At 75.8% G+C, this 24650-nt stretch carries 25 protein-coding genes; 13 read left to right on the top strand and 12 right to left on the bottom strand.

Features of this window, described 5'->3' with window-relative positions; genetic code table 11:
- Positions 1–129: 129 nt before the first annotated feature.
- The 6 genes from ABT369_RS51215 to ABT369_RS51190 all read right to left on the bottom strand — a co-directional run bounded on the left by ABT369_RS51215 (position 130) and on the right by ABT369_RS51190 (position 5903).
- Positions 130–876, bottom strand: coding sequence for an SAM-dependent methyltransferase (locus ABT369_RS51215; RefSeq protein ID WP_350624767.1), 747 nt, complete (start codon positions 874–876; stop codon positions 130–132).
- A 101-nt stretch (positions 877–977) separates the two neighbouring features.
- On the bottom strand, positions 978–2759 hold the full coding sequence (locus ABT369_RS51210; RefSeq protein ID WP_350624765.1) for an anthranilate synthase family protein: 1782 nt from the start codon (positions 2757–2759) through the stop codon (positions 978–980).
- Positions 2759–3367, bottom strand: coding sequence for an isochorismatase family protein (locus ABT369_RS51205; protein ID WP_350624763.1), 609 nt, complete (start codon positions 3365–3367; stop codon positions 2759–2761). Before ABT369_RS51205 ends, ABT369_RS51210 begins: the two co-directional genes overlap by 1 nt.
- 12 nt (positions 3368–3379) lie before the next feature.
- Complete coding sequence (locus ABT369_RS51200; RefSeq protein ID WP_350624761.1) at positions 3380–4150, bottom strand: 2,3-dihydro-2,3-dihydroxybenzoate dehydrogenase; 771 nt, start codon at positions 4148–4150, stop codon at positions 3380–3382.
- A 9-nt stretch (positions 4151–4159) separates the two neighbouring features.
- Complete coding sequence (locus ABT369_RS51195; protein WP_350624759.1) at positions 4160–5305, bottom strand: 3-deoxy-7-phosphoheptulonate synthase; 1146 nt, start codon at positions 5303–5305, stop codon at positions 4160–4162.
- Positions 5298–5903, bottom strand: a complete 606-nt coding sequence (locus ABT369_RS51190; protein WP_350624757.1) for an NAD(P)H-dependent oxidoreductase — start codon at positions 5901–5903, stop codon at positions 5298–5300. Before ABT369_RS51190 ends, ABT369_RS51195 begins: the two co-directional genes overlap by 8 nt.
- A gap of 144 nt (positions 5904–6047) precedes the next feature.
- Between ABT369_RS51190 and ABT369_RS51185 the strand changes: the two genes are divergently transcribed.
- Genes ABT369_RS51185 through ABT369_RS51165 form a run of 5 tightly spaced genes read left to right on the top strand, consistent with a single transcriptional unit; the run spans position 6048 to position 11208 of the window.
- A complete protein-coding gene (locus tag ABT369_RS51185) occupies positions 6048–7034 on the top strand; it encodes an IS701 family transposase (protein WP_350624755.1) in 987 nt (328 codons plus the stop codon).
- Complete coding sequence (locus tag ABT369_RS51180) at positions 7018–8004, top strand: 3-oxoacyl-ACP synthase III family protein (protein ID WP_350624753.1); 987 nt, start codon at positions 7018–7020, stop codon at positions 8002–8004. Before ABT369_RS51185 ends, ABT369_RS51180 begins: the two co-directional genes overlap by 17 nt.
- A 14-nt stretch (positions 8005–8018) precedes the next feature.
- Positions 8019–8798 (top strand): arylamine N-acetyltransferase family protein, encoded by a 780-nt coding sequence (locus ABT369_RS51175; protein ID WP_350624751.1) that lies wholly within the window; start codon positions 8019–8021, stop codon positions 8796–8798.
- Entirely contained in the window at positions 8795–9850 is a 1056-nt protein-coding gene (locus ABT369_RS51170; protein ID WP_350624749.1) for an AMP-binding protein, read from the top strand. The genes ABT369_RS51175 and ABT369_RS51170 overlap by 4 nt, the downstream gene beginning before the upstream one ends.
- Complete coding sequence (locus ABT369_RS51165) at positions 9850–11208, top strand: aldehyde dehydrogenase family protein (RefSeq protein ID WP_350624746.1); 1359 nt, start codon at positions 9850–9852, stop codon at positions 11206–11208. The genes ABT369_RS51170 and ABT369_RS51165 overlap by 1 nt, the downstream gene beginning before the upstream one ends.
- Here ABT369_RS51165 and ABT369_RS51160 read toward each other — a convergent pair.
- Positions 11198–11845 (bottom strand): GlxA family transcriptional regulator, encoded by a 648-nt coding sequence (locus tag ABT369_RS51160; RefSeq protein ID WP_350624745.1) that lies wholly within the window; start codon positions 11843–11845, stop codon positions 11198–11200. The genes ABT369_RS51165 and ABT369_RS51160 overlap by 11 nt on opposite strands.
- Positions 11846–11915: 70 nt before the next feature.
- Between ABT369_RS51160 and ABT369_RS51155 the strand changes: the two genes are divergently transcribed.
- Together ABT369_RS51155 and ABT369_RS51150 are read left to right on the top strand one after the other, a co-directional pair.
- Complete coding sequence (locus ABT369_RS51155) at positions 11916–12920, top strand: NAD(P)H-binding protein (RefSeq protein ID WP_350624742.1); 1005 nt, start codon at positions 11916–11918, stop codon at positions 12918–12920.
- Between the two features lie 40 nt (positions 12921–12960).
- On the top strand, positions 12961–13212 hold the full coding sequence (locus ABT369_RS51150; protein WP_350624740.1) for a hypothetical protein: 252 nt from the start codon (positions 12961–12963) through the stop codon (positions 13210–13212).
- Between the two features lie 4 nt (positions 13213–13216).
- On the opposite strand, the gene ABT369_RS51145 is transcribed toward ABT369_RS51150, so the two are convergent.
- The 4 genes from ABT369_RS51145 to ABT369_RS51130 are packed head-to-tail and all read right to left on the bottom strand — an operon-like array spanning position 13217 to position 16899.
- Positions 13217–14608, bottom strand: a complete 1392-nt coding sequence (locus tag ABT369_RS51145; RefSeq protein WP_350624738.1) for an MFS transporter — start codon at positions 14606–14608, stop codon at positions 13217–13219.
- A complete protein-coding gene (locus ABT369_RS51140; protein ID WP_350624735.1) occupies positions 14605–15339 on the bottom strand; it encodes a DUF4440 domain-containing protein in 735 nt (244 codons plus the stop codon). The genes ABT369_RS51145 and ABT369_RS51140 overlap by 4 nt, the downstream gene beginning before the upstream one ends.
- 7 nt (positions 15340–15346) lie before the next feature.
- Positions 15347–15997, bottom strand: coding sequence for a hemerythrin domain-containing protein (locus ABT369_RS51135; protein WP_350624734.1), 651 nt, complete (start codon positions 15995–15997; stop codon positions 15347–15349).
- 11 nt (positions 15998–16008) lie between these two features.
- A complete protein-coding gene (locus ABT369_RS51130) occupies positions 16009–16899 on the bottom strand; it encodes an NADP-dependent oxidoreductase (protein ID WP_350624733.1) in 891 nt (296 codons plus the stop codon).
- Between the two features lie 177 nt (positions 16900–17076).
- On the opposite strand from ABT369_RS51130, the gene ABT369_RS51125 reads away from it, so the two are divergent.
- Positions 17077–18051: a zinc-binding dehydrogenase gene (locus ABT369_RS51125; RefSeq protein WP_350624732.1), complete on the top strand. Its 975-nt coding sequence runs from the start codon at positions 17077–17079 to the stop codon at positions 18049–18051.
- Positions 18052–18170: 119 nt separating this feature from the next.
- Here ABT369_RS51125 and ABT369_RS51120 read toward each other — a convergent pair whose 3' ends face one another.
- Positions 18171–19913, bottom strand: coding sequence for a helix-turn-helix domain-containing protein (locus ABT369_RS51120; RefSeq protein WP_350624731.1), 1743 nt, complete (start codon positions 19911–19913; stop codon positions 18171–18173).
- Positions 19914–20081: 168 nt separating this feature from the next.
- On the opposite strand from ABT369_RS51120, the gene ABT369_RS51115 reads away from it, so the two are divergent.
- The 5 genes from ABT369_RS51115 (at position 20082) to ABT369_RS51095 (ending at position 24649) form a co-directional block, all read left to right on the top strand.
- Positions 20082–20921 (top strand): helix-turn-helix transcriptional regulator, encoded by an 840-nt coding sequence (locus ABT369_RS51115; RefSeq protein WP_350624730.1) that lies wholly within the window; start codon positions 20082–20084, stop codon positions 20919–20921.
- 88 nt (positions 20922–21009) lie between these two features.
- Entirely contained in the window at positions 21010–21969 is a 960-nt protein-coding gene (locus ABT369_RS51110; protein WP_350624729.1) for an isopenicillin N synthase family dioxygenase, read from the top strand.
- A 66-nt stretch (positions 21970–22035) separates the two neighbouring features.
- On the top strand, positions 22036–23103 hold the full coding sequence (locus tag ABT369_RS51105; RefSeq protein WP_350624728.1) for an LLM class flavin-dependent oxidoreductase: 1068 nt from the start codon (positions 22036–22038) through the stop codon (positions 23101–23103).
- On the top strand, positions 23100–23522 hold the full coding sequence (locus ABT369_RS51100; protein ID WP_350624727.1) for an LLM class flavin-dependent oxidoreductase: 423 nt from the start codon (positions 23100–23102) through the stop codon (positions 23520–23522). The genes ABT369_RS51105 and ABT369_RS51100 overlap by 4 nt, the downstream gene beginning before the upstream one ends.
- The gene (locus ABT369_RS51095) at positions 23519–24649 is read left to right on the top strand and encodes an acyltransferase family protein (protein WP_350624726.1); all 1131 of its coding nucleotides are present in this window, start codon (positions 23519–23521) and stop codon (positions 24647–24649) included. The genes ABT369_RS51100 and ABT369_RS51095 overlap by 4 nt, the downstream gene beginning before the upstream one ends.
- Position 24650: the final 1 nt, after the last annotated feature.

Genomic DNA, 24650 nt, shown 5'->3' with positions numbered 1-24650 from the left:
GCGGGGGGTGGTCCGCGCGGGGCGCCCCCCGCGGTTGGGGGGTGCCCCCCCCCTCCCGCCCCCGGCCCCCCCCCGCCCCGCGCCCCGGGGACGGCGTCGCCGTCCCGTGGCCGCGGACGCCGCGGTCGGTCAGCGTCGCCGCAGCGCGAACACGCCCCAGCCGAGATACGGGCGGCGATAGCGCACGTACTGCAGCGCGGCGGTGTCCAGCTCGGCCCGGACCTGGCCGGCCAGCTCGTCGTCCAGGTTGGCGTCGAGCCAGGTGCGCAGGCTGAACCACTGGGCCGCGGCGTACCGGTCCCAGCTGTCCTCGTCGGCCAGGACCATCTCCACCACGTCCCAGCCGAGCCGCCCGAACGACTCGACGAGCCCCGGAAGGCTGTCGTACTCGTCGCGGTCCTTGAAGCCGCAGCCCTCGACGATCGCCTGGTCGGGCTGGTCGAGGCGCCAGAACGGCTCGCCGACGAGCAGCAGGCCGCCGGGCTTGAGGCTGCGCTCCAGCAGCGTCAGCGTGCCCGGGAGGCCGTCGCCGATCCACGTCGCGCCGATGCAGGCGGCGACGTCGACGGGCTCGGGCAGCACGAAGCCGGCAGCGTCGTCGTGGACGAACGTCACGCGGCCGGCGACGCCCAGCTCGGCCGCGCGCGCCTCGGCGGCGGCGAGGAACACGGTGCTGATGTCGACGCCGGTGCCGTGGATGCCGTGGTCGCGGCTCCAGGTGCACAGCATCTCGCCGCTGCCGCAGGCGAGGTCGAGCAGGGTCTGGCCGGGGCGCAGCCGGACGGCGGCGCCGAGGGTCGCGAGCTTGTGCTCGGTGAGCGGGTTGTGAATGCGGTGGTCAGCCTCGCGGATGGCGAAGATGCGCGGAAGGTCCACGTCGGAGAGTCCTCACGTCGGTTGAATGGGTCGGCAGGGTGAGGACGGGCGCCGGCATCAAGCCACCTCCAAGAGACGTGAGACTTGCCCGACGATAACCGCTAGGAGCCGATCGCGGCGACCGGTTTCCGGGCAAGCAGCGGGCCGACGAGCTCGGCGAGGATCCGGGGACCGTGCTGGGTCAGGACGGACTCCGGGTGGAACTGGACCGAGGCGAAGGCCGGGCCGCGCAGCGCGTGGACCTCGCCCGTCGCCGGGTCCTGGGCCACCTCGAACGCCGCCGACGGGGACGCCTGCGCGGCGAAGGTGTTGTAGAAGCCCACGACCTCGGGCCGGCCGAACAGGTCGATCTCGCGCTGGACGCCCTGGTTCGGCCGGGCGCGGCGGGTCAGCGGCAGGCCCAGCCGGGCCGCGAGGATCTGGTGGCTCAGGCACACCGCCAGCAGCGGCCGGCCCGCGGTGAGCGCGGCGCCGGCGAGGTCGTGCAGGCGGGCGATCTTCGGGTGGCGCCGGTCGCTCGGGTCACCGGGTCCGGGGCCCAGGACGAGAAGGTCATGGTCGGCGGAGGCCGGTTCGTCGTACCGCACGACGTCCACCGCCAGGCCCAGGGACCGCAGTTGCAGGGCCAGCATCGCGGTGAACGTGTCCTCCGCGTCGACGACCAGGGCGCGCCGGCCGGCGAACTCGCTGGAGGTGGGCGGGTCGCCGAGCCAGAAGCCGGCCAGGCTGTCGTTGCGCCGGGCCAGCGCCGCCAGCACCGACGGGTGGCGGGCCAGGTGCAGGGGCGCGGGACCCGACGGGCTCCCCGCACCGCGCAGGGCACCCAGCAGGGCCGCCGCCTTGGCCTCGGTCTCGGCGGTCTCGGCGCCCGGGTCGGAGTGGCGCACCAGCGTCGCGCCGACATCGATCGTCACGCGGCCGGCGGCCGAGATGTCGGCGGTGCGGATGAGGATCGCCGAGTCGAGCTCGCCCGGGCCGATGAGGGCCGCTACGCCGCTGTAGTAGCCGCGGCCGGTGCGCTCGTGGCGGGCGATGACGCGGCAGGCGTTCTCCAGCGGGCTGCCGGTGACCGTGGGGGCGAACAGCGTCTCGCGCAGGATGTGCCGGGGGTCCAGGGCGGTACGGCCGCGGATGAGGTACTCGGTGTGCGCCAGCCTCGCCATCGGGCGCAGGTATGGGCCGTCGACGCGGCCGCCGGCGGGGCAGACGCGGGCCATCATCTTGAGCTCCTCGTCGAGCACCATGGCCAGTTCGTCGGTCTCCTTGCCATCGGCGAGGAAGCCGAGTACGTCGGGCAGGGTCGGGCCGCCGCGGCGGTACCGCAGGGTGCCGCTGATCGGGTTCATCACCGCCTCGCCGTCGCGCACGCTGATGTGCCGCTCCGGAGTGGCGCCGACGAGTGTGCGGTCGCCGGTGTGGACGAGGAACGTCCAGTACGCGCCGGACTCGCCGAGCAGCAGCCGGCGGAAGCAGGACAGGGCGTGGGCGAGGCGGTAGTCGGCGATCGCGGCGGTGAACGTGCGGCGGATCACGAAGTTGGCGCCCTCGCCGCTGCCGATCTCGTCGTCGATGACGCGCCGGACGGTCTCGGCGTAGTGGTCGGCGCCGAAGCCGCCGTCGACGGGCACCTCGACGTCGGGCAGCAGCGCGGCGGCGAGGCCCACCGGCAACACCTGGCGATCGGCGACGCGCAGGGCGAGCAGGCCGGTGCCGTCGTCGACGCACGCGAAGCCGCGCTCGCGGATCTGCCGGAACGGCACGAGCGCGAGGACCGTGCCGGTGGCGGGCAGCTCGGCGATCGTGTCCACGGTGGACAGCGCGCCGGTGAGCACCTCCACGCCGTCGGTGCTGCCTGGGCGGTACAGCAGGGCGAAGGGCTCCATCACAGCACCGCCGCCGTGGTGGTGACCACCGCGCACCGGCGGGCCGCGTAGGTCAGGGCGAGGCGGTGCTCCTCGGCGGAGAGGTCGCCGACCGCGTCGGCCACCAGGAACGGCTGGATGTCGTGACTGAACGCCTCCACGAGCGTGGCGAGCACGCCGATGTGCGCGTAGACGCCGCACACGACGAGCTGGTCGCGGCCGGCCGCCCGCATCCGTGCGAGCAGGTCGGAGCGGACGAAGGCGCTGTAGCGCCACTTCGTGAACACCCAGTCGTCCGGCCCCGGGGTCAGCGGCTCCACCACCTCGCGGTCGGCCGGTGTCATGGCCATGCCGGGTCCCCAGAAGTCGGCGAGGAGCCCGCGCTGTTCGCTCGTCATGCCGCCGGGCTGCACGGTGTACGCCACCGGCAGCCCGGCCCCGCGGTGCAGGGCGGCCACGTTGCCCACGAGCCGCTCGCGGAACTCGGGAGCGAAGGGCCGCAGGAAGTACCGCTGCATGTCGTGGATCAGCAGGACCGCGCGGCGCGGGTCGGGCCGCCAGCCGGCCGTGTTCGCGGGCAGGTCGCCTTCGGCGGGCAGCGGATAGGGCGGGATCGGGGCCATGGCCATGGAACGGTCCTCCTAGACGCCCAGGGTGGCGCCGCCGTCGACGGTCAGCGCGTGCATGGTGATGTGCCCGGCCCGGTCGGACAGCAGGAACACGACGGCGTCGGCGACGTCGTCCGGGCGGGCGAGCTTGCGCAGCGGAATGCCGACGCGGTAGGCGTCGAGCCGCCCGTCGATCGTCGCGCGGCGGCCGCTGTCGTCGTGCCACATGCCGCGCAGCATGGGCGTGTCGGTGGAGCCGGGCGCGACCAGGTTGCAGCGGATCCCGTGCGCGGCGACCTCGAGGCCGAGGCACTTGGTGAACATCGTGGCGGCCGCCTTCGACGCGGCGTACGCGGCCATGCCCTGCCGCGGCGTGTCCGCGGCGTTGGAGGCCACGGTGACGATGGCGCCGCGGCCGCGCGGGAGCATGCGGTTCACGACGGCCCGGCTGACCACGAACACGCCGGTCGTGTTGACGGCGAAGGTGTCCCGCCAGTCCTCGTCGGAGAGCCGGGCCGCGTTGTCGATGCGCAGCACCCCGGCCGCGTTGACGAGGTAGTCGATCGGGCCGCCGCGGTCCTCGACGGTGGCGACGGCCGCCTCGACCTCGTCCCGGCGGGTCACGTCGGCCGGGACGGCGAGCACCCGAAGGCCCTCGGCGACGAGCCCGGCGGTGGCCTCACGCAGCGCTCGGGCGTCGCGGTCGAGGGCCGCGACGAGCGCCCCCTGCCGGGCGAGCGCGGCGACCACGGCGGCGCCGATGCCGCCCGCGGCGCCGGTCACGAGCGCGATCTTGTCCTGCACGGGGCCTCCTCAGCCGTTCCAGGCCGCCACGACGGCCATCGCCTGCTCCGGGTTGAGCCGCGGGTCGCACAGCGTCGTGTACTTGTCCCCGACCCGCCCGGCGTGGGTCGCGTCCGCGGCGCACTCGGTGACGTCGTCGGGGGTGGTCTCCAGGTGCAGCCCGCCCGCGGTACCGCCCGCGCCGCGGACCGCGCACTGGAAGCCACGGACCTCCTCGACGACGGCGTCGAGGTACCGCGTCTTGAGCCCCTGCGCGGTGGTGACCGTGTTGCCGTGCATCGGGTCGACGAGCCAGATGACGGGGTGCCCGGCCGCGTGCACGGCCGCGACGAGCCCGGGCAGCCGCTCGGCGACGTGCCCGGCGCCGAGCCGCGCGATGAACGTGAGCCGGCCGGGCTCGCGATCCGGGTCGAGCCGCGCGCACAGGGCCAGCAGCTCCTCGGCGGTGGTGGCCGGGCCGACCTTGCAGGCGACCGGATTCACGACGCCGGCCAGCAGCGCCACGTGCGCGCCGTCGGGGTCGCGGGTGCGCTCGCCGATCCACGGCCAGTGCGTCGAGGCGAGCAGCCGGCGGCCGGAGGCGGTGCGGCGCAGCTGCGGCACTTCGTAGTCCAGCAGCAGCGCCTCGTGGCTGGCCCAGGTCGTCGGGATCCTGCTCAGGTGGGCTAGCACCTCGCGGGCGGTGTGGTAGCCCGCCACGAGTCGGGCCGGGTCGGGGCGGCGGCCGCGCTCGTCGGGCTCGGGGGCGTTGACCAGGTGGCCGCGGTACACCGGAAGCTCCCGGCCGCCGACGACCTCCGTGGCGCGGCTGCGCGGCTTGGCGAGCTGGCCGGCGAGGCGCCCGACGCGCAGCACGGGCCGGCGGGTGAGCTGCTGCAGGGCGCCGGCGAGCATGTCGATGAGCCCGGCCTTGCGCACGACGTCGCCGTAGGTGCACTCGGCCGGGTCCTCGGCGCAGTCGCCGGCCTGCACGACGAGCGCCTCGCCGGCGGCGACCGGCGCCAGCCGCTGCCGCAGCCGCAGCACGTCGGCCGCCCGCACCAGCGGCGGCAGGTCCGCCAGCCGGTCGCGGGCCGCCTCGAGCCCGGCCGGGTCGCCCCAGTCCGGCTGCTGGGGCGCCGGTCGCTGCCGCGGCAGGGCCCCGCGGTCAGCCATCGGTCAGCGCCCGGGCGATCGCGATGGTCCGGCGGATCTGGAACTCCACCGCGGCGAGGTTGTCGTCGGTGACGTTGCCGGGCTGGTTGCGCGAGACGTTGGCGGCCCCGTACGGGTTGCCGTTGCCCGGGCGGAACAGCACCGGATCGGTCGAGCCGGTCGGCACGATGATCGCGCCCCAGTGGCAGAACGTGTTGTGCAGCGCCAGGATCGCGCTGACCTGGCCGCCGTGCGGGGCCGAGCCGGACGCGAAGGCGCCGACCGCCTTGCCGGCCAGCCGGCCGCCGATCGAGGGCTCGGCGGTGGTGTCGAGGAAGTGCAGCAGCTGCGGCGCCGGCAGGCCGAAGCGGACCGGGGTGCCGACCAGGATCGCGTCCGCCCATTCGAGGTCGCCGAGGGTCGCGGCGGGCACGTGGGCGGTGGCCTCGGCGTGCCGGCGCCACGCGGCGCGGTCGGTGACCGCCGGCTCGTCGACCAGCTCCGGCACGCGGCGCAGCCGGACCTCGGCGCCGGCCTTGAGCGCGGCGTCGGCGGCCGCCTCCGCGAGCCGGAACACGTTGCCCGTCGAGGAGTAGTAGATGACTGCGACGTTGGACATGCGGCCATCCTCGGCGCCCGCCCCAGCCCGGCTCAATTCCTATCAATCAAGTATGTCAAGTGCGCCCGTGACCACCGCCGCGGCGCCCAGCACGGTGGCCCGCGCACCTAGGCGCGGCGCCGTCCGGCCCGGCACGGTGGGACCGTGACCGATCCCCTGACGCACCTGTGCACCGAGCTCTTCGCGGGGCTGCCCCGGCGGGATCAGCGCCGCCGCGGCGCCGAGTACGTGGCGGGCCTGCTGCGCACGCCCGGCCGCAAGTCGATCCGCAACATCGCCGGCGGAGCCGGGGAGCAGCGGCTGCACCACTTCGTCAGCGACTCCACCTGGGACTGGCGGCCGGTGCGGGCGGCGCTGCGGCGGCACCTGCTCGGCGTCGAGCCGCCGGACGCCTGGGTCGTGCGCTCGATGTTCATCCCGAAGGCGGGCGCGCACTCGGTGGGGGTGGCGCGGCGCTTCTGCCACACCCGCGGCGCCGCCGTCAACGCCCAGCACGCCGTCGGGGTGTGGGCGGCCACGGCCGGGTGGGCCGCCCCGGTCGGCTGGCGGCTCCACCTCGCCGCGACCCCGCCGGCCGGCTGTCTCGCCGAGGCCTACCTCGAGCAGGCCGCCGCCGGCGACCGCCGGCCGGTGGTGCTCGACGCCCGCGGGTGCGACGCCGCCGCGCTGATCGGGCGGCTACGGGCGGGCGGGGCGGCGGTGCTGGCCCGGGTCGACCCGGACACGCCGGTGTGGACGAACGCTCGGCCGCCGGGGCACGGCGACGGTCCGCTGCCCGCGTCCCGGCTCATCCGGATGGACCCGCACATTCGCCGGCCGCTGTTCGGCGGCGGGTTCGCCGCGGCCCGCCCCGCCCGCGTGGCCGGTCGCGCCGACGACCTCACGCTGCTGAGGCTCGAGGACGCGGTGTGGCTCACCGACCTCGCCGGCCGGGGCCCGGCCGAACTGGCCCGGCTGGCCGCGCTGCCCGCCCGGGTCGACGAGGACCTGGCCGCGATCGGCGACCGGGTCGGACTGCGCGACTACACCGGCCGCTCGTTCGCGGGCTGGCACCGCCACGTGACCCTCGCCTCCGCCGCGCACGCCGTGCTCGTCCTCGAGGGAGTGGACCGTCGTGCTGACGCTGCGTGAAACAGGCCCCGGATCGCCGATCGCCCTGCTCGGCACCGGCGTGGGTCTGCCCGCCCAGATCGTCGACAACGCCACGGTCGCCGGGCCGGCCGGGGTCACCGCCGAGTGGGTGACCGAGCGCACCGGGATCCGGCTGCGCCGCTGGGCCAAGCCCGACGAGGCCACCTCGGACCTCGCGGCCGCGGCGGGCCGGGCGGCGCTGCAGGACGCCGGGGTGCGCGCCGCGGACCTGTCCCTGGTGCTGGTGGCGACCTCCACGCCGGACTCGCCGCAGCCGCCGACCGCGTCGCTCGTCGCCGACGAGCTCGGCGTGGCCCCGGGCACGGTCGCGTTCGACCTCAACGCCGTGTGCAGCGGGTTCGTCTTCGCCCTCGTGACCGCGGAGCGGCTGCTGCGCGCGTCCGGCGGGCACGCGCTGGTGATCGGCGCCGACGTGTACAGCCGCATCCTCGACCCCACCGAACGGCGCACCGCGGTGCTCTTCGGCGACGGCGCCGGGGCCGTGGTCCTCGGCCCGGGCGGGCGCGCTGGCCTCGTGGCCGCGCGGCTGGCCACGTTCCCCGAGGCCCACGGGCTGATCCGGGTGCCCGCGGGCGGCAGCCGCATCCCGGCGACGGCCGACTCGATCGACGCGGGGCTGCATCACTTCGCGATGGAGGGCCGCGCGGTCCGCGACTTCGTGCTGGAGACCGTCGCGCCGGCCATCCGCGACTTCGTCCGCGACGCCGGGGAGATCGCGGCCTTCGTCCCGCACCAGGCCAACCCCAACCTCGTCGCCGACCTCGCCGCCGCGGTGGGCATCGCCCCCGAGCGGACCGTGGTCACCGGCGCCGAGCACGGCAACACCGGCGCCGCATCGGTGCCCACGGCCCTGCACCACGCCCGGGCCGGGCTGCATCCCGGAGACCTCGCCCTGCTGGCGGGCTTCGGCGGGGGCATGTCGGCCGGGCTCGCCCTGCTCCGGTTCTGAGGAAGGTGTACCGCATGGAAGTCGACGAATACCTCCACCGCATCGGCGCGGCTCGCCCGGCCCGGCCCGACCTCGACGGCCTGCGGCACCTGCAGGAGCGCCACGTGCTGACGGTGCCGTTCGAGAACCTCGGCTACCACCTGGACGAGGAGATCCACCTCGGCGGCCCGGTCGTCGACAAGATCGTCCGGCGGCGGCGCGGCGGCGGCTGCTACGAGACCAACCCCGCGTTCGGGCTCCTGCTCACCGCGCTCGGCTACGACGTGGCGATCCTGCCCGGACGGGTGTTCCGGCCCGGCGGCCTCGGCCCGCCGTACTGCCACCTCGCGCTGCGGGTCACCGTCGGCGGGGTGCCGTGGCTGGTCGACACCGGCTTCGGCCGCAACAGCCGTCATCCGCTGCGGCTCGACGATCCCGGGCCCCAGGCCGACCCGCACGGCGTCTACCGCGTCCGCGACGGCGAGGTGACGTGCGACGACCGGCCGCTGTACCGCGTCGACGACCGCCCCGCCGAGCTCGACGACTTCCGGCCGACCCTCTGGTGGTGGCGCACCAGCCCGGACTCGCCGTTCCTGCAGGACGTGTTCTGCTCGCTGCCCACCGAGACCGGCCGGGCCACGCTGCGCGGCCGCCGGCTGACCGTCGACGGCACCGCCACCGAGCTCACCGGCGACGCGGCCGTGTTCGCCGCCTACCGCAAGCACTTCGGCATCGACCTCGACCGGCTGCCCCGCGACCCGCTCGCCACGGCCGCCGGCGTCATCCTCGACGACACGCCCGGGAGCCGATCGTGACCCACCCCGACGAGTACCTCCGCGCGATGCTGCGCTGGCACTTCTCCCCCGCGACCGGTTCGCCCTTCTGGCTGGAACGGGCCGGCTCGCTGGGCTTCGACCCGATCGCCGACATCGCCGGCTTCGACGACCTGGGCCGCTTCCCGAACGTCGCCGGCGAGCTGCGCACGGCCCGGGTCGAGGACCTGATTCCGCGGGGGTACGGCCCCCGCCCCGACGTCTTCGGCGTCTTCGACAGCGGCGGCACCACCGGCGCGCCGAAGCGGGTGGTGCTGCTGACCGAGTGGCTCGACGAGCTGCTCGCCTGGAGCAGTGAGCAGCTGGACCGCCACGGCGTGCCGCACGGCGTCAACTGGCTCTCCGTGGTCCCGTCCGGCCCGCACATGGTCGGGCCGGTCATCGCCCGGCAGGCGGCCCTGCGCGGCGGGCTCACGTTCACCGTCGACCTCGACCCGCGCTGGGTGAAGCGGCTCGTGGCCGCGGGCGACACCGCCGCGGCCGCGGCCTACGGCGAGCACCTCGTCGAGCAGGTCGCGCACGTCCTGCACAGCCAGGACGTCGGCGTGCTCATGATCACGCCGCCGGTGCTGGAGCGGCTGGCGCGCCGCGACGACCTCGTCAAGCTCGTCAACGCGAAGGTGCGCGCCATCAACTGGGTCGGCACGCAGATGGACCCCGACACCCGCCACCTGTACCGCACCGAGGTGTTTCCCGACGTGGTGCTGTACAGCGGCTTCGGCTCCACCATGATCCTGGGCAACGCCAGCGAGCGGCCCGGGCTCGGCGACGACGACCCGTGCGTGTACGACCCGTTCTCCCCGCACATGAGCTTCCGCGTCGTGGACCCGGGCACCGGCGAGCCCGTCGCGCTCGGCGAGCGCGGCCAGGTCGTGATGCACCACGTGAGCCGGAGCTTCTTGCTGCCCAACAACCTCGAGCGCGACTACGCGACCCGCGTCGCCGGCGTCGACGGGCAGGTGGGCGACTCGGTCGCGGACGTCGCGCCGGTCGCCACGTTCGACGACGAGGTCGTCATCGAGGGGGTGTACTGATGGCCGTCGTGCTGGACGCGCTGGGCCCGCGCGGGCCGTACCGCGCGCGCCGGACGCTCACCGTCCCCGACGTGACCGGCGCTCCCGTCGCGTCGCTGAGCCTGGTGCCGCGGCTGTACGTGAGCCGGACCCTGGCGGCGCTGCGGCCGGTGCGCCCGCTGCCCTACGAGGAGCGGATCGCGGCGCTGGCCGCGGCCGCCCGGCACTTCACCGGAGACGAGATCGCCGGGCTGTCCTTCGCCGAGTACGAGCGGGCGGTGGCGCGGGTGTCCGGGGTGCCGCTGACGGTCGTGCAGGCCGCGACCGCGTCCATCGCCGAGACCGCCGCACGGGCCGGGGAGACCACCGGCCTGCCCCGACCGGCCGGGGCCGCCGGCGACTGGCGCGACCCGCGCACCCGGGACGGCAGCGCGGTGTGGACCCGCCGCGGCGCCGTCTTCGGCGTGCACGCGGCCGGCAACCATCCTGGCCCGCACGGGCTGTGGCTGGAGGCGGTGGCGCTGGGCTACCGGGTGGCGGTCCGCCCGTCGCGGCGCGAGCCGCTGACCCCGCACCGGCTCGTCACCGCCCTGCACGCGGCGGGCCTCGGCGCGCACGTGGCACTGCTGCCCACCGACCACGACGCGGCCGGGGAGCTGCTGCGGGGCGCCGACCTCGGCCTGGTGTACGGCGGCGACGACGTGGTCGCGAAGTACGCGGGCACCACGATCCTGCCGCAGGGCCCCGGCCGAGCGAAGATCCTGCTCACCGCGGGCACGGACTGGCGCCGGCACCTCGACACGATCGTCGACTCGGTCGCCGGCCAGGGCGGGGTGGCGTGCATCAACGCGACGGCCGTGCTCGTCGACGGCGACCCGGCCCCGCTCGCCCGCGCCCTCGCCGAGCGGCTGGCCGCGCTGCCCAGCCTCCCGCCGCAGGACCCGAAGGCGGTGCTGCCGGTCCAGTCCCTCGAGGGCGCCCGGGCCCTGTCGGCCTTCGTGCTCGCCCAGTCCGCCGGTACCGTCCCCTGGCTGGGCGGCACCGGCATCGCCGAGGACCTCGGCGACGGCAGCGCGGTGCTGCGCCCGGCGGTCTTCCAGGCCCCGCGCGCGGACGCCCGCCAGCTGCGCGTGGAGGTGCCGTTCCCGTGCGTGTGGGTGGCCCCGTGGTCCCCGGCGGACGGCCTGGCCCCGCTGCGCGACTCCCTGGTGCTGACCGTCTTCACCGGCGACGACCGCCTGGTGGACGACCTGCTGGACGAGCCGACCATCGCGAACGTCTACGTCGGTGACCACCCGACCCACTGGCTGCGCCCGGGCGTCCCGCACGACGGCTACCTGGCCGACTTCCTGATGCGCACCAAGACCGTCATCCGCTGAGCCCGGCCGCGTCGCGACGGTCGCGAAAGGTGCGGCGGTACTCCCCCGGCGCCACCCCCACGACCCGGTGGAAGTGCCGGCGCAGCGTGGCCGCGGTGCCCAGGCCGGTGGCGGCCGCGATCGCGTCGAGGCCGTCGTCGGTGTGCTCCAGCAATTCCTGCGCCCGCCGGATGCGCTCGGTCAGCAGCCACCGCAGCGGCGTGGTCCCCGTCGCCGCCCGGAAGTGCCGGGCGAGGTGGCGGCTGCTCAGGTTGGCCCGGCGGGCCAGGTCCTCCACGGTCAGCGGCTCGTCCAGCCGCTCGGCGGCGGCGAGCACGAACGCCCCGGTGCACAGCGACGCCACCCGCGCTCCGGCCTCGTGGGCCGCCCGGACGGCCGCGACGAGGTCCGCGGGCGGGTCGGCGTCGAGCTCCGCCCAGCCGGGCACGATCACGGTGCCGGCCCGGGCCAGCTGCTCGAGCCCGGCGTCGGGCTCCAGCAGGAAGCGCCCGTCGGCCCGCACCGGCGCCGCCCCGCAGATGACGACCTCGTACCAGTCCGCGACCGGCACCGGCGCGGCCGAGCCGAACAGCTCGTAGGCCAGCGCCAGCTCGAAGTGCAGGACCCCGTCGGCCACGGCCACCGCGACTGTGCTCACGTCCGAAACTGTACGCATCTCGTCGTTTCCGACACTCACGCTCCCCGCCGCCGGTCGGCACGATGAACGCATGGATCTTGCAGGCAGTCCCGTCACCGTCTACGGCGCGTCCGGGCACACGGGCCGGTTCGTCACCGCGCACCTCCTCGCGCGCGGCCTCGTCCCCGTGCTCGCCGGCCGCGACCCGAGCCGCCTCCCGGTCGCGCCCGGCCTCGACGTGCGCCCGGCCGCCGTCGACGACCCCGCGGCGCTGGACCGCGCCCTGGCCGGCTCGGCCGCGGTGATCAACTGCGCCGGCCCGTTCGCCGCGACGGCCGGCCCGGTCATCGAGGCGGCGCTGCGTGCCGGGATTCCGTACGTGGACGTGGCTGCCGAGATCGAGGCCAACGCCGACACCTTCCGCCGGTACGCCGGCCGGCCCCTGCCGATCGTGCCGGCGATGGCGTTCTACGGCGGCCTCGGCGACCTGCTGGTCACCACGGCGATGGGCGACTGGGCCGACGCCGACCGCGTGCACGTGGCCTACGGCCTGGACAGCTGGCACCCGACCGCCGGCACGCGGGAGGCGGGCGAGGTGTCCCACCGGCGCCGTGGCGGCCGCCGGGTCCGCTACACCGGCGGCCGCCTCGAGTACCACGACGACGCGCCCCGGATCGAGCGCTGGACCTTCCCGCCCCCGACCGGCGCGCGGGACGTCGTCGCCGAGTTCTCGATGGCCGACCTCGTCACCGTGCCCAGCCATCTCGCCGTGCCCGAGGTGCGCACCTCCATGGCGGTGGAGGCGGCCCGGGACCTGGCCGCACCGGACACGCCGGCCCCGGTCGCGGCCGACGCGAGCGGCCGATCCGCCCAGTCCTTCGTCGTCGACGCGGTGGTGTACCGCGGCTCGGAACAGCGCCGCGCCTCGGCGACCGGCCGGGACATCTACGCCGTCACCGCGCCGCTCGCCGTTGAGGCCGTCACCCGCATCCTGACCGGCCGCACCCGCACGACGGGCGCGGCGTCGGCGGGCGCCATGTTCGACGCGGCGGACTTCCTGGCCGCGCTGGCCCCGGACGTCGCCGTCTCGGCATAAAGGGTCGCGCGGGCGGCGCCGCGGCGGCAGAATGCGCACCATGTTCGCCGACCGCTGGCCGCAGTTGCTGATGCCGTGGACCGCCGAAGACCTTGCCGTGCGAGCGGCGGCCTGGCCGATCATGACCTCGCCCCGGCCGGGCTTGCGATACCAGGAGCGGATCGCTCGCCTGCAGCCGCCGCAGTGCTACTACCGCACGGAGCGGGGCATGGCCAAGCAGCGCCGCCTGGCGGCACGCCTCACCCAGGCCCGCGTGCGGGCCCGGCACCTCGCCCGCCGCTCCCGCGGCTGAGCCGTCAGGCGCTCACGAGCGGCTCATCCTCGGCCGGGGCCGTGGATCGGCGGAAGTTCAGGCCCACCAGCACGGTCAGCAGGATGCCGATCGCGGCGATCACCACCGCGTTGCGCAGCCCGGCCGGGCCACCCGCGCCCGCGTTCGCGACCGCGACCAGCGCGGCCAGGCCCACCGCCGAGCCGACCTGCTGGCCCGTCGACACGATCCCCGACGCGATGCCCTGGTCGAACAGGGCCGTGCCCGTCGTCGCCGCGGCGAACATCGTGGTGTAGATGACGCCCTGGGCCAGGTTGAGCACCACCATCGACGGCAGCAGCGCCAGGTAGGAACCGCCCGCGCCGATGCCGAGGCCCAGCGCCAGGGTCGCCACCGAGCCCACGAGCAGGCTCGTCACCAGCGTGGCGCGGTTGCCGAAGCGCAGCGCGAGCCGGCCCCCGGCCAAGGAGCCGGCCGCGCCCGCGGCCATCGGGATCACGTACGCGAGGCCGGTCTGCAGCGCAGAGTAGCCGAGCACGCGCTGGAAGTGGACGGTCAGGAAGTACAGCAGCGTCCCGAACGTCGCCATGAACAGCAGAGTCAGGACCACCCCGGTGCTGAGGTTGCGATTGGCGAACAGGCGCAGCGGCATCAGCGGCGACCCGGAGCGGGACTCGATCGCCAGGAACGCGGCGAGCAGCACCACGCCGCCGGCCGCCGCGGCCAGCAGGGGCGGCGAGGCCCAGCCCAGCACCGGGCCCTGCACGAGGGTGAACACGATGAGCGTGACCCCGGCGGTGGCGGTGAGCGCGCCGGCGACGTCGAAGCGTCCGGCCGCGCGCGGGCCGTCGGCGGGCAGCAGCAGCACGGCCCCGGCGACCGCGGCGGCGGCGAGCGGAACGTTGACGTAGAACACCGCGGCCCAGCCGAACGCCTCGGTGAGCACGCCGCCGAGCAGCGAGCCGAGCACCATGCCGCCGGCGCCGGCGGCCGCCCAGACGGAGAACGCCCGGTTGCGCTCGCGGCCCTCCTCGAACGAGGTCGCGACCAGCGCGAGCGTCGCCGGGAAGAGCAGTGCGCCGCCGAGGCCCTGCACGGCACGGGCGGCGACGAGCAGCCCCGCGTGGCCGGCGAGGCCGCCCGCGAGCGAGGCGATCGCGTAGAGCGCCAGCCCGGCGACGAAGACCCGGCGCCGGCCGAGCAGGTCCGCGGCGCGGCCGCCGAGCAGCAGGAAGCCGCCGAAGGCGACCGCGTACGCGCTGACCACCCACTGCAGGTTCTGCGCCGAGAACCCGAGGTCGGCGCCGATGCGGGGCAGGGCCACGTAGACGATGTTGTAGTCGATGGACGTGATGAGCTGGGCGAGGCCGAGCAGGGCGAGCAGGAGCCCGCCCCGGCGGCGTGGTGCAGTGGTCATGATGACCCTCCGGACGGATTGTCGAGCAGGTAGCGCCACCGGCCGTCGGGGCCGCGGCGGGCCACGTCGGTGGCCGTGCCGGTGACCGCGACCGGCTCCCCGCCGGGGCCGTCGAGCTCGGTGACGTGGTCGGTGAGGATCAGGGCGATGCCGTCGGCCTCGTAGATGTGCCGGACACGGATGTCGATGTGGCGTATCCCGGCGAGAAACCCGGCGATCGCGTCGCGCAGGGCGCCGCCGGTGACGGTCTCGCCGGGCCGGGTCGCGAGCAGCGCGGCGGGTTCGAAGAGCCGCAGGGCGGCCTCGACGTCCCGCTCGGCGTAGGCGCGGGCGACCGCCGCGGCCAGCTCGCGCGGATCGGCCGCACCGCCCCGCCGCGCTCGGACGACGACCTCGAGGCTGTGCCCGTCGAGGCTGTCGAAGTAGAAGCCGCGGTGGTTGACGACGCCGGGGGCGTAGTGCAGCGGACCGGCCCAGAACGGCCGGCCCGCCGCCCGCAGCCGGGCCAGGATCGCGTCCCGCTCGCCGGCGCTGACCTCGAACGCGTAGTGCAGGCCGGGCACGGCGCCGTCGGCCGGGGCGAACTCGAGCAGCAGCCCGTCGGCGAGGCGCACCGCCGGGAACGGGCCGGAGCGCTCCGGCTCGCCCAGGCCGAGGATCCCGGCGAGGTCGAGCGCGGAGCGCAACGGGTCACGGGCGGGGATGAACGTATGGTCGAGCCGGATGCCCATGGCGCGGTCAGGCCGTGCCGAGCAGGGCGGCGCGCCAGGACTCGTACCGCACGCGCCCCTCGCCCTCCCAGAACCCCAGCACCTCCGGCGGGAGACCGCCGGTGAACTGCGCCCGCTCGTGGTCGGTGGCGTCCTGCAGGCCGATGCCGAGGAAGACCAGCGCCTTCTCCGGCGGGATGGAGGCGTGGCCGCGCAGCTCGAACGCCTGCCACTCCGACGGGGTGATGTGCTCGCGGATCAGCGGCAGGACGTGCTCCTCCTCGTCGGCGAGGTGCTCGTCGGTCACCTTCGAGATCCGGGCCACGACGTCGGCGAGGCGGTCCCGGTCGGCCGCGGCGGCGGAGGCCCGCCAGACCGGCCCCAGCGCCGCGGCCTCCTGCAGCAGCCCGTGCAGCTCGTCGTGCTGGCGCTCCATGCGGTGCACCAGTTCGGCGTGCGGGCGGGCCCGGCGCAGCAGCGGCGGCCACAGCAGCTCGTCCTCGCCGACGTGGTGCTCGTGCAGCGAGCCGGTGATGTCGGCCAGGTGCTCGGCGACGATCGCGGCGCGCTCGCGGTCACCGTCGGCGACGCCGGCGACGAGGCCGGCGAGGAGGCGCAGTTCGCGGCGGTACACCTGGTGCACCCAGGCCATCCCCCACGGGTCGAGGGTCTCGGACACGATCGGGCTCCTTACGGGACGATGACGAGCTTGCCGAGGGTGTGCCGGCGCTCGAGCAGCTCATAGGCCTCGGCGATGCGCTCCAGCGGGAACGCCCGCACCGGCACCTCGAGGCGCCCCTCGGCGACGAGGGCGGCCAGCTCGGCCAGGACCTCGGGCCGGGACGCGTCGTTGCTGCCCTGGGCCTTCACGCCGTGCTGGGCGACGGCGGCGAAGTTGATGAGGGTGTCGATCCGGTCCGGCTGGACGCCGAGGCGCAGCGCGAGGTCGACGTAGTCGGCGCCGAACGCGTCGATGAACGCGTCCACCTTCTCGCCGGCCGCGGCGCGGACGCGCTCCTCGACGCCGTCGCCGTAGGCGACCGGCACGACCCCGTGGGCGCGCAGCCACTCGTGGTGGTCCTCGCCGGCCAGGCCGATGACGGTGGCGCCGGCGAGCCGGGCGAGCTGCACCGCGATCGTGCCGACCCCGCCGGCGGCGCCCGCGACGACGACCGTGTCGCCGGTGCCGGCGCTGATCGCGCGAACGGCGGCGTAGGCGGCGGCGCCCGCGGTGTAGAGGGCTCCGGCGACCTCCCACGGCACGCCGGCGGGGCGGTCGGTCAGGTGGCTCGCGGGGACGGCGACGAGCTCGGCGTGGGTGCCGCGCTCGTCGGTCCAGCCGATGACCTCGCGGCCGGTCCCCTCCACGACGCCGGCGACGTCGCGGCCCTGGCGGGAGGGGAACGTGGTGGGGTACACCTTGTCGAGAAACCCGCCGCGGATGCCCGACTCGACCGGGTTCAGCCCGGCGGCGCGGACGCGGACGAGCACCGCTCCCTCGCCCGGCACCGGCGCCGGCTCGTCGGTCACCTGCAGGACGTCGGGGCCGCCGAAGCGGTCGAACCGCACGACACGGGCCATGGTCACTCCTTGAACGGTCTTGTCGAATCCGGACAAGACGACCGTGGCACCGGCGGGGCCGGGTTTGAATCGGACGGTTCTGCCTAGGATCGCCAACCCTGGGCTGAGCGGGTGAACCTGACGAAACACGCGCGACCGGGTTGGCGGCCGAGCGGGCCCGGCGCAGAATCGGGGCTCATGCGCGCCGCTTACCTGCACGAGCTGGGAACGCCGGACGTCATCCGCTTCGGCGAGCTGGCCGATCCCGTCCCGGGCCCGACCGACGTGCTCGTCGAGGTGCGGGCGACGACGGTCAACCCGGTCGACACGTTCGTGCGCTCGGGGCTGTTCCGCACGCCCCTGCCGATGCCGTTCGTGGTCGGCCGCGACCTGGCCGGGGTGGTCGTGGCGGCCGGTGCGGGGGCGCCCGGGTTCGCGCCCGGCGACGCGGTGTGGTGCAACAGCCTCGGCCACGCGGGCCGGCAGGGGGCCGCCGCGCAGCTCGCGGTCGTGCCGGTCGAGCGGCTGTACCGCCTGCCGCCCGCCGTCGCCCCGCAGACCGCGGTGACCATGGTGCATCCGGCCGGCACCGCCTACCTCGGGCTGTTCACCCACGGGCGGCTGCGACCGGGTGAGACGGTCGTCGTGGCGGGCGCGGCCGGCAACGTCGGGGCCGCGCTGGTCGTGCTGGCCGCGGAGGCGGGCGCCCGGGTCGTGGCGATCGCGTCGGCGCGCGACGCCGAGCACTGCGCGGCGCTGGGCGCGGCCGAGGTGCTCGACTACCGCGACGCGGACCTGGACGGGCGGCTGGCGGAGGCGTGCCCGGACGGGGTCGACGTGTACCTGGACACCGCGGGCCGCAACGACCTCGAGACGATCGTGGAGCGGCTGGCGTTCCGCGGCCGGGCGGTGCTGCTGGCGGGCGCCGGGACGCGGCCGGTGCTGCCCGCCGGCGCGCTCTACATGCACGACCGCACGGTGACCGGGTTCGTCATCTCGCACGCGACCGCGGCCGAGCTCGCGGAGGCGGCGGTGACGATCAACCGACTGCTGGCCGCGGGCCGGCTGCGCCCGCGGGCGACGGTGGAGCTGCCGCTGTCGGCCACCGCGGAGGCGCACCGCATGATCGAACGGGGTGAGCTGCGCGGGCGCCGGGTGGTCCTTCGTCCCTGAGCCGTTGTCTGCTCCGGTCCGTCGGGCGCACGACCGTTGCTCCCGTCAGGAATCCCGGCGTCCGCCGTGGCGCGGCCGATGTCTCACGCCTGTACCTCTGCTCACGCCTGTATCTCTGCTCACGCCTTGGCCTCCGCACCGCCTGACAGGGTGTCGCGCAGGCGGAACAGGCGCAGGGCGAGCTGCAGGTCCAGCGCCTGGATCGGCCGCTGCCAGTCCGGGCCGAGCAGCTCCTTCACCCGCTCGAGGCGGCGCGCGACGGTGTTCGGATGCACGTGCAGCCGCTCGGCCGCGTTCGTCGGGCTGCCGCTCGCGGCGAAGTACGCGTCCAGCGTCCGGGTCAGCTCGGTGAACCGCCTCCGGTCGTGGTCGAGCACCGGCCCGAGCACCGCGTCCACGAACGTGTCGACGCCCTGCCGGTCGGACAGCAGCACCCCGAGGAAGCCCAGGTCCCGCCCCGAGGCCCCGCGCCCGGCGAGCTCCAGCGCGGTGAGCGCGTCGAGGCAGCGCAGCGCCTCGACGTGCCCGGCGGCGACGGCGGCGGCCCCGCGGACCGGTCCGGCCGCGCCGACCGTGACCGGGGCGCCGAGCAGCGCCGAGAGCTCCTCGGCGGCGCTGCGTGCGGCCGCGCCCGGGTCGGCGCCGGGGGCCACCACGACGAGCCGGCCGTCGCGCACCCCGCCGACGCCGCCGATGCGGCGCACGTACGACACGGCCCAGCCGGCGGCGGCGTCCGGGGTCTCCGGGCGGGCGGCCAGCACGACGTGGGGCCGGTCGAGGTCCAGGCGGAGCCGGTGGGCGGCGCGCTGCAGGCGGCGGCGGGACCGCGGCGGGTGCATCAGCAGGTCGTCGAGCAGGTCGTCGCGGGCGTGCTCCTCGACGGCGACGCCGGCGTGCTGGCGCAGCACGACCGCGGCCGCCTGGGCGACCAGCGGCAGCAGCTGCCGGTCGGCGGCGCCGAGGACCCGCTCGGCCCGCACCAGCACGGTGCCGAGCGGCCGGCCGCCTGCGAGGGCGGGCACCGCCCAGATCCCGGTGTCCAGCTCGCGGGGCTCGCGATGGGGACCGGCCGGCTGGTCGGGCCACGGCGGCGCGCCGTCCTCGTCCCCGCCCGGCGCGCGGCCGGTCGCCAGGGCGCGGCCGTCGGCGTCGCAGAGCCGGACGGCGGCGTCGAGGCGGCGGGCGGCCTCGTCGACCAGGTCCTGCGGATCGCCGGCGGCGACGGCGAGGTCGACGAGCGCGTGGTGGGCGGCGCGCAGCTCGCAGGAGCGGCCGAGCCGGGCGGCGGTGCGCGCGGTGGTGTTCTCCAGCCCCGAGAGCCGGGCGACGGTGCGCTCCAGCAGCCGCGCCTTCTCGATCGCGGCCCCGGCCAGCTCGGCGAACGAGGCGAGCAGCGCGCACTCGCCCGCGGTGAAGGCGCGCGGGCGACGGTCGGCGGCGAAGAGCACCCCGAACGGCCGCTGCCCGAAGCGCCCGGCGCCGATCCCGAGCCGGACGACGACGACGGCCCGCAGCCCCTCCGCCGGCGGCAGACCCTCGGCCGGCGACCCGTCGGCGCCGGACGTCCAGCGTGGCCCGGAGCCGCGTAAGGCCGGCCCGGCGAGCCCTTCGTCGCGCGGCAGGCGATGGCCCGGCGCGAGCCCCGAGGCCAGCCCGTCCACCGCGCGCACGGCGAACTCGGCGCGCTCGTCGTCGAGCACCGCCACGAACGCGAGCGCGCAGCCGAGCAGGCGGCGGGCGTGGCGGGCCACGACGGGTAAGAGCGCCTCCAGGTCGCCGGCGCCGGCGAGGTCGTGGGCGGCGTCGACGAGCGCGGCGAGCCCGCGGTGCTCGTCGGCGGGCGGGGCGGGACGCGGTTGCACGGCACACACCTCCATGGACCCACGTCACTGCGTCGGCCCGTTCGAGCTAACACCAGTCTCGGTAGTCGCTCAAGTACGCTCCGTGTTACAAATCCTGGACACCCGATGTGTTGACTAGGACAACTGATCCTTGGCTACACCACCCCGCGGGAGGCCATGATGGCTGACATGAACCGTCGCGAGCTCGCCGACTTCCTGCGCCGCTGCCGCGAGCGCCTGCAGCCGCAGGACGTGGGCCTGTCCTGCGGTGCGCGGCGGCGAACGCCGGGCCTGCGCCGCGAGGAGGTGGCCCAGCTGGCGGGCATGTCCGCCGACTACTACATGCGGCTGGAGCAGGCGCGCAGCCCGCAGCCGTCGATGCAGCTGCTGGCCCCGCTGGCGCGGGCGCTGCGGCTCAACGACGACGAGCGGGACCACCTCTACCTGCTGGCCGGGCACCGCCCGCCGGCGGGGCGACACGCGGGCGACCACGTGCGCCCGGGCCTGCTGTTCCTGCTCGACCGGCTCACCGACGCGCCAGCCCAGATCCTCAACGACATCGGCGACCTGCTGGCCCAGAACTCGCTGGCCGAGTCGCTCTTCGGCGGCGTGTGCTCGACCCAGCCGCAGAACCGCAACATCGTCTGGCGCTGGTTCACCGACCCGTCGGTGCGAGCCGCATATCCCGAGCCGGACCGCGAGCACTACAGCCGCCTGCACACCGCGGACCTGCGCGCGGCACTGGCCCGCCGCAGCGGCGACCAGGCCGCCCTCGACCTGGTGCGGCGGCTGCGTGCGGCCAGCCCCGAGTTCGCCGAGCTGTGGGAGCGCCACGAGGTCGGCGTGCGCCGCAGCGGCAACATCCGGGTCGTCCACCCGACCATCGGGCTGATCGACCTCAACTGCGAGCAGCTCCTCTCGCCCGCCGAGGACCAGCACCTGCTGCTGTTCACGCCCAGCCCGGGCACCCAGAGCGCCGAGCAGCTGCAGCTGCTGCGCGTCGTGGGCCGGGAGCTGTTCACGAGCTGAGCGGCGAAGCCGGGCCGCACATGGCACCCGCGTGCCCAAAAAACTACTTGTCCGATAGGAGTAACAGAAAATTTAAGAAGGGAGCACGATGAGCAGCATCCCCCTGGTGGACCTGCGACCGTGGTTCAGCGGATCGCCCGCGGACCGGGCCGCCGTCGCCGCCGAGATCGACCGGGCCCTGCAGGTGTCCGGTTTCCTGCTGATCACCGGGCACGGGGTCCCGCAGGAGCTGCGCGACCGCACCCGCGCCGCGGCCCGCCGGTTCTTCGCGCTGCCGGAGGCCGAGAAGCAGCCCTTCGCCGTCGCGCCCGGCGGCCGCGGCTGGATCCCGCCCGGCGCCGAGGCCAACGGCTACCTCGAGGGCGTGGAGTCGCCGCCGGACCTGAAGGAGTCGTACTCGGTCGGCTCGTCCGTCGAGGCGGCCGACCCGGCCTCGGACCTCGGCTGGCATCCGGCGAACGTGTGGCCGGCCGCGGTGCCGGAGCTGGAGGCGAGCGCCCGCGAGTACATGGACCGCGTCCGGGCGCTCTCCGACGAGCTGCTGACCATCTTCGCCGCCGCGCTGGACCTGCCGGCTGATCACTTCACGCGGCACACGCGCTTCCCGAAGTACACGCTGAACATCAACCGCTATCCCCCGCTCAGCGAGGTCGGCGCGCCCGGCGACGGGCAGTTCCGCATCGGCCCGCACACCGACTTCGGCACGGTCACGGTCCTCGATCGCGAGCCCGGCGTCGGCGGGCTGCAGGTGTTCACGCCCGAGGGCGAGTGGGAGGACGCGCCGTACGACCCGGCCGCGTTCACCGTGAACATCGGCGACCTCATGGCCCGCTGGACCGGCGACCGCTGGCGCTCCACCCGGCACCGGGTGCTGCCGCCGCAGGCCACCGCCCCGGACGAGGACCTGGTGTCGCTGGTCTTCTTCTACGTCAGCGACCGCGACGCGCGCATCGCCTCGCTCGAGCCGCCGATCGGCCGGGAGGCGTATCCGGAGATCTCCGCGTCGCAGTACCTCTTCGAGAAGCTCCAGGCGATCAGCGTCCGCTGAGCGTCCCGCCCGCGCCGGCCTCCACACGCCCGGGGGCCGGCGCGCCGCATCCGAAGGAGGTGCCGTGTGGGCACCGCACCACCCCCGCCGCATCTCGCCGTCGCCCTCGACGGCGCGGGCTGGCACCCGGCCGCCTGGCGGTGGCCGGACGCCCGGCCCCGTGAGCTGCTGCGCCCCGGCTACTGGATCGACCTGATCCGCCGCGCCGAGGACGGCGGCCTGGACTACGTCACGATCGAGGACTCGCTCGGGCTGCAGACGTCGCGGTACGACGGCCCCGACGGCCGCGTCGACCAGGTCCGCGGGCGCCTCGACGCGGTGCAGGTCGCGGCCCTCGCCGCGCCCGCGACGAGCCGGATCGGCCTGGTGCCGACCGCGACCGTCACGCACACCCGGCCGCAGGACACCGCGCGGGCCGTGGCCACCCTCGACCGCCTCAGCGACGGCCGCGCCGGCTGGCGGCCGCAGGCGTCCAACCGGGCCGACGAGGCCGGTCACTTCGGCCGCCGCACGCTGCCGCGCTTCGACCTCGCCGACATCGACCGGCCCGAGATCGCGCCGGTGTTCGCCGCCCTCTTCGACGAGGCCGGCGACCACGTCGAGGCGGTCCGGCGCCGCTGGAGCGCCGCGCCGCCGCCGCAGGGCCATCCGCCGGTGATGGTGCTCGCACACGCCACGGTCCCGTACCGGCTCGCGGCCCGCGCCGCCGACGTCGTGTGGATCACCGCGTTCGACGCGGCCCGGGTCCGCGCGATCGTCGCGGAGGTGCGTGCGGCGCAGCGGGCGGCCGGGCGCGCCGGGGAGACCCTGCACATCTTCGGCGACCTCGTGGTCTTCCTCGACGCCGGCACCGGGGCGGCCAAGGCCCGCAAGGACCGGCTCGACGAGCTCGCCGGCGAGGTCTTCCACACCGACACGCTGGTCTTCGCCGGCTCGCCCGCCGAGCTCGCCGACCTGCTGGCCGAGTGGCAGGAGGCCGGGGTGACCGGGTTCCGGCTGCGCCCCGGCGCGCTGCCGCACGACCTGGACGCCATCGCGGGGCTCCTCCCGGCCGAGCTGGCCCGGCGCGGGGCGCTGCGCCCGCCCGGCGGCGGCACGCTGCGCTCGCGCCTCGGCCTGGGGGCGGCCCGATGAGCGTGTTCGTGGTGGACGACGACCCTGACGACCCGGACGGCCCGGACCCGTTCGCCGTGCTCGCGTCGGTGGCCGGCCGCGACGACCTGACCCGGCTCGTGGCCGTGGTCGCGACCGACGGCCGGGAGCCCTACGAGATCGCCCGCAAGCTCGCCAGCCTGGACCACCTCAGCGGCGGCCGGGCCGGCTGGCGGCCGACCGGCGACCCGGCCAGGACCGCGGCGTTCGTCACCGCCGTGCACGCGCTGCTGGACTCGTGGCGCGCCGACGACCTCGTCATCGCCGGCGGCACGTTCGTGGCACGGCCGGACGTGGGCTCGTTCCGCCACCGCGACGCGTACTTCGACATCGCCGGCCTGTTCAGCCTGCCCCCCGGCCCCCAGGGCCGGCCCCCCATCGTGGAAGACGGTGCCCGATGACCCACCCCGCCCGGCTCCCCTCGCTCACCGGCCTGCGGTTCCCGGCCGCGCTCCTCGTGTTCGTGTACCACGCCTCCCTGCAGCTGCCGAGCACCACGCTGTTCACGGACCAGACGCTCGCCGCACACTACGCGACGGCCGCGGCCCAGCTCGGCGCGCTCGGCGTCACCTTCTTCTTCGTGCTCAGCGGCTTCGTGCTGACCTGGTCGGCACGGGAGCGGGACACCCCGGGCGCGTTCTGGCGCCGCCGGCTGGTGAAGATCTACCCCAACTACGTGGTCGCGTGGGTGCTGGCGATGGTGGTCTTCGCCGCCGCGTACACCCCGGCCGGCCAGGCGACGCTCAACCTGTTCATGCTCCAGGTCTGGGTGCCCGACTTCTTCACCAACCTCAGCGTCAACCCGCCGAGCTGGTCGCTGGGGACCGAGGCGTTCTTCTACGCGGCCTTCCCGCTGCTGCTGCCGCTCGTCAACCGCATCCGGGCGGAGCGGCTGAAGTACTGGATCGCCGCCACCGTCGCCGGCGTCGTGGCCACCCCGGCGCTCGCCTACGCGCTGCTGCCCGACGCGCCCGGGGTCCCGGGCGGCTGGGCGGCGTCGGAGTCGCAGTACTGGTTCGCCTACTTCCTGCCGCCCGTCCGGCTGCTCGACTTCGCGCTCGGCATCCTGGTCGCCCGGGCCGTCGCCCTCGGCCGGTGGCGGGACATCGGGCTGGGCTGGTCGGCGCTGCTGCTGGCGGTCTCGGTGCCGCTGGCCTCGTTCGTGCCGTACCTCTACGGCCAGCGCGCCGTGACCATCGTGCCCATCGCCCTGCTCGTGGCGGCGGCCGCGAGCGCCGACGCGAGCGGCCGCGGGACCTGGTTCGCCGCCCGCCCGGCCCGCTGGCTCGGTGAGGTCTCCTTCGCGTTCTACCTGCTGCACTTCATCGTCATCACCGGCGGCCGGACCCTGCTGGGCCGCACGTTCCCGACCCCGGCGGCGATCGGGCTCATCCTGGCCGAGCTGCTGGTGGCGACCGCCGCCGCGGCCGCGCTGTACACCTGGTTCGAGCGCCCGATCACCCGCCGCTTCTCCGCCCCGCGGCGCGACCCCGCCGCGGCGACCCCGGCCCCGCAGCCGGTCCACTGAG

The organism is Dactylosporangium sp. NPDC000244 (genome assembly GCF_040300725.1).
GTDB lineage: Bacteria > Actinomycetota > Actinomycetes > Mycobacteriales > Micromonosporaceae > Dactylosporangium.
Note: the sequence above shows the minus strand (reverse complement) of the source record. Positions and strands in the feature narration are given on the sequence as shown.

Excerpts from the sequence above, each read along its gene's own strand:
- ABT369_RS51210 (WP_350624765.1), bottom strand. The coding sequence starts at position 2,759 with ATGGAGCCCTTCGCCCTGCTGTACCGCCCAGGCAGCACCGACGGCGTG.
- ABT369_RS51205 (WP_350624763.1), bottom strand. The coding sequence starts at position 3,367 with ATGGCCATGGCCCCGATCCCGCCCTATCCGCTGCCCGCCGAAGGCGAC.
- ABT369_RS51195 (WP_350624759.1), bottom strand. The coding sequence starts at position 5,305 with ATGGCTGACCGCGGGGCCCTGCCGCGGCAGCGACCGGCGCCCCAGCAG.
- ABT369_RS51190 (WP_350624757.1), bottom strand. The coding sequence starts at position 5,903 with ATGTCCAACGTCGCAGTCATCTACTACTCCTCGACGGGCAACGTGTTC.
- ABT369_RS51175 (WP_350624751.1), top strand. The coding sequence starts at position 8,019 with ATGGAAGTCGACGAATACCTCCACCGCATCGGCGCGGCTCGCCCGGCC.
- ABT369_RS51165 (WP_350624746.1), top strand. The coding sequence starts at position 9,850 with ATGGCCGTCGTGCTGGACGCGCTGGGCCCGCGCGGGCCGTACCGCGCG.
- ABT369_RS51155 (WP_350624742.1), top strand. The coding sequence starts at position 11,916 with ATGGATCTTGCAGGCAGTCCCGTCACCGTCTACGGCGCGTCCGGGCAC.
- ABT369_RS51150 (WP_350624740.1), top strand. The coding sequence starts at position 12,961 with ATGTTCGCCGACCGCTGGCCGCAGTTGCTGATGCCGTGGACCGCCGAA.
- ABT369_RS51145 (WP_350624738.1), bottom strand. The coding sequence starts at position 14,608 with ATGACCACTGCACCACGCCGCCGGGGCGGGCTCCTGCTCGCCCTGCTC.
- ABT369_RS51140 (WP_350624735.1), bottom strand. The coding sequence starts at position 15,339 with ATGGGCATCCGGCTCGACCATACGTTCATCCCCGCCCGTGACCCGTTG.
- ABT369_RS51130 (WP_350624733.1), bottom strand. The coding sequence starts at position 16,899 with ATGGCCCGTGTCGTGCGGTTCGACCGCTTCGGCGGCCCCGACGTCCTG.
- ABT369_RS51125 (WP_350624732.1), top strand. The coding sequence starts at position 17,077 with ATGCGCGCCGCTTACCTGCACGAGCTGGGAACGCCGGACGTCATCCGC.
- ABT369_RS51115 (WP_350624730.1), top strand. The coding sequence starts at position 20,082 with ATGAACCGTCGCGAGCTCGCCGACTTCCTGCGCCGCTGCCGCGAGCGC.
- ABT369_RS51110 (WP_350624729.1), top strand. The coding sequence starts at position 21,010 with ATGAGCAGCATCCCCCTGGTGGACCTGCGACCGTGGTTCAGCGGATCG.
- ABT369_RS51100 (WP_350624727.1), top strand. The coding sequence starts at position 23,100 with ATGAGCGTGTTCGTGGTGGACGACGACCCTGACGACCCGGACGGCCCG.
- ABT369_RS51095 (WP_350624726.1), top strand. The coding sequence starts at position 23,519 with ATGACCCACCCCGCCCGGCTCCCCTCGCTCACCGGCCTGCGGTTCCCG.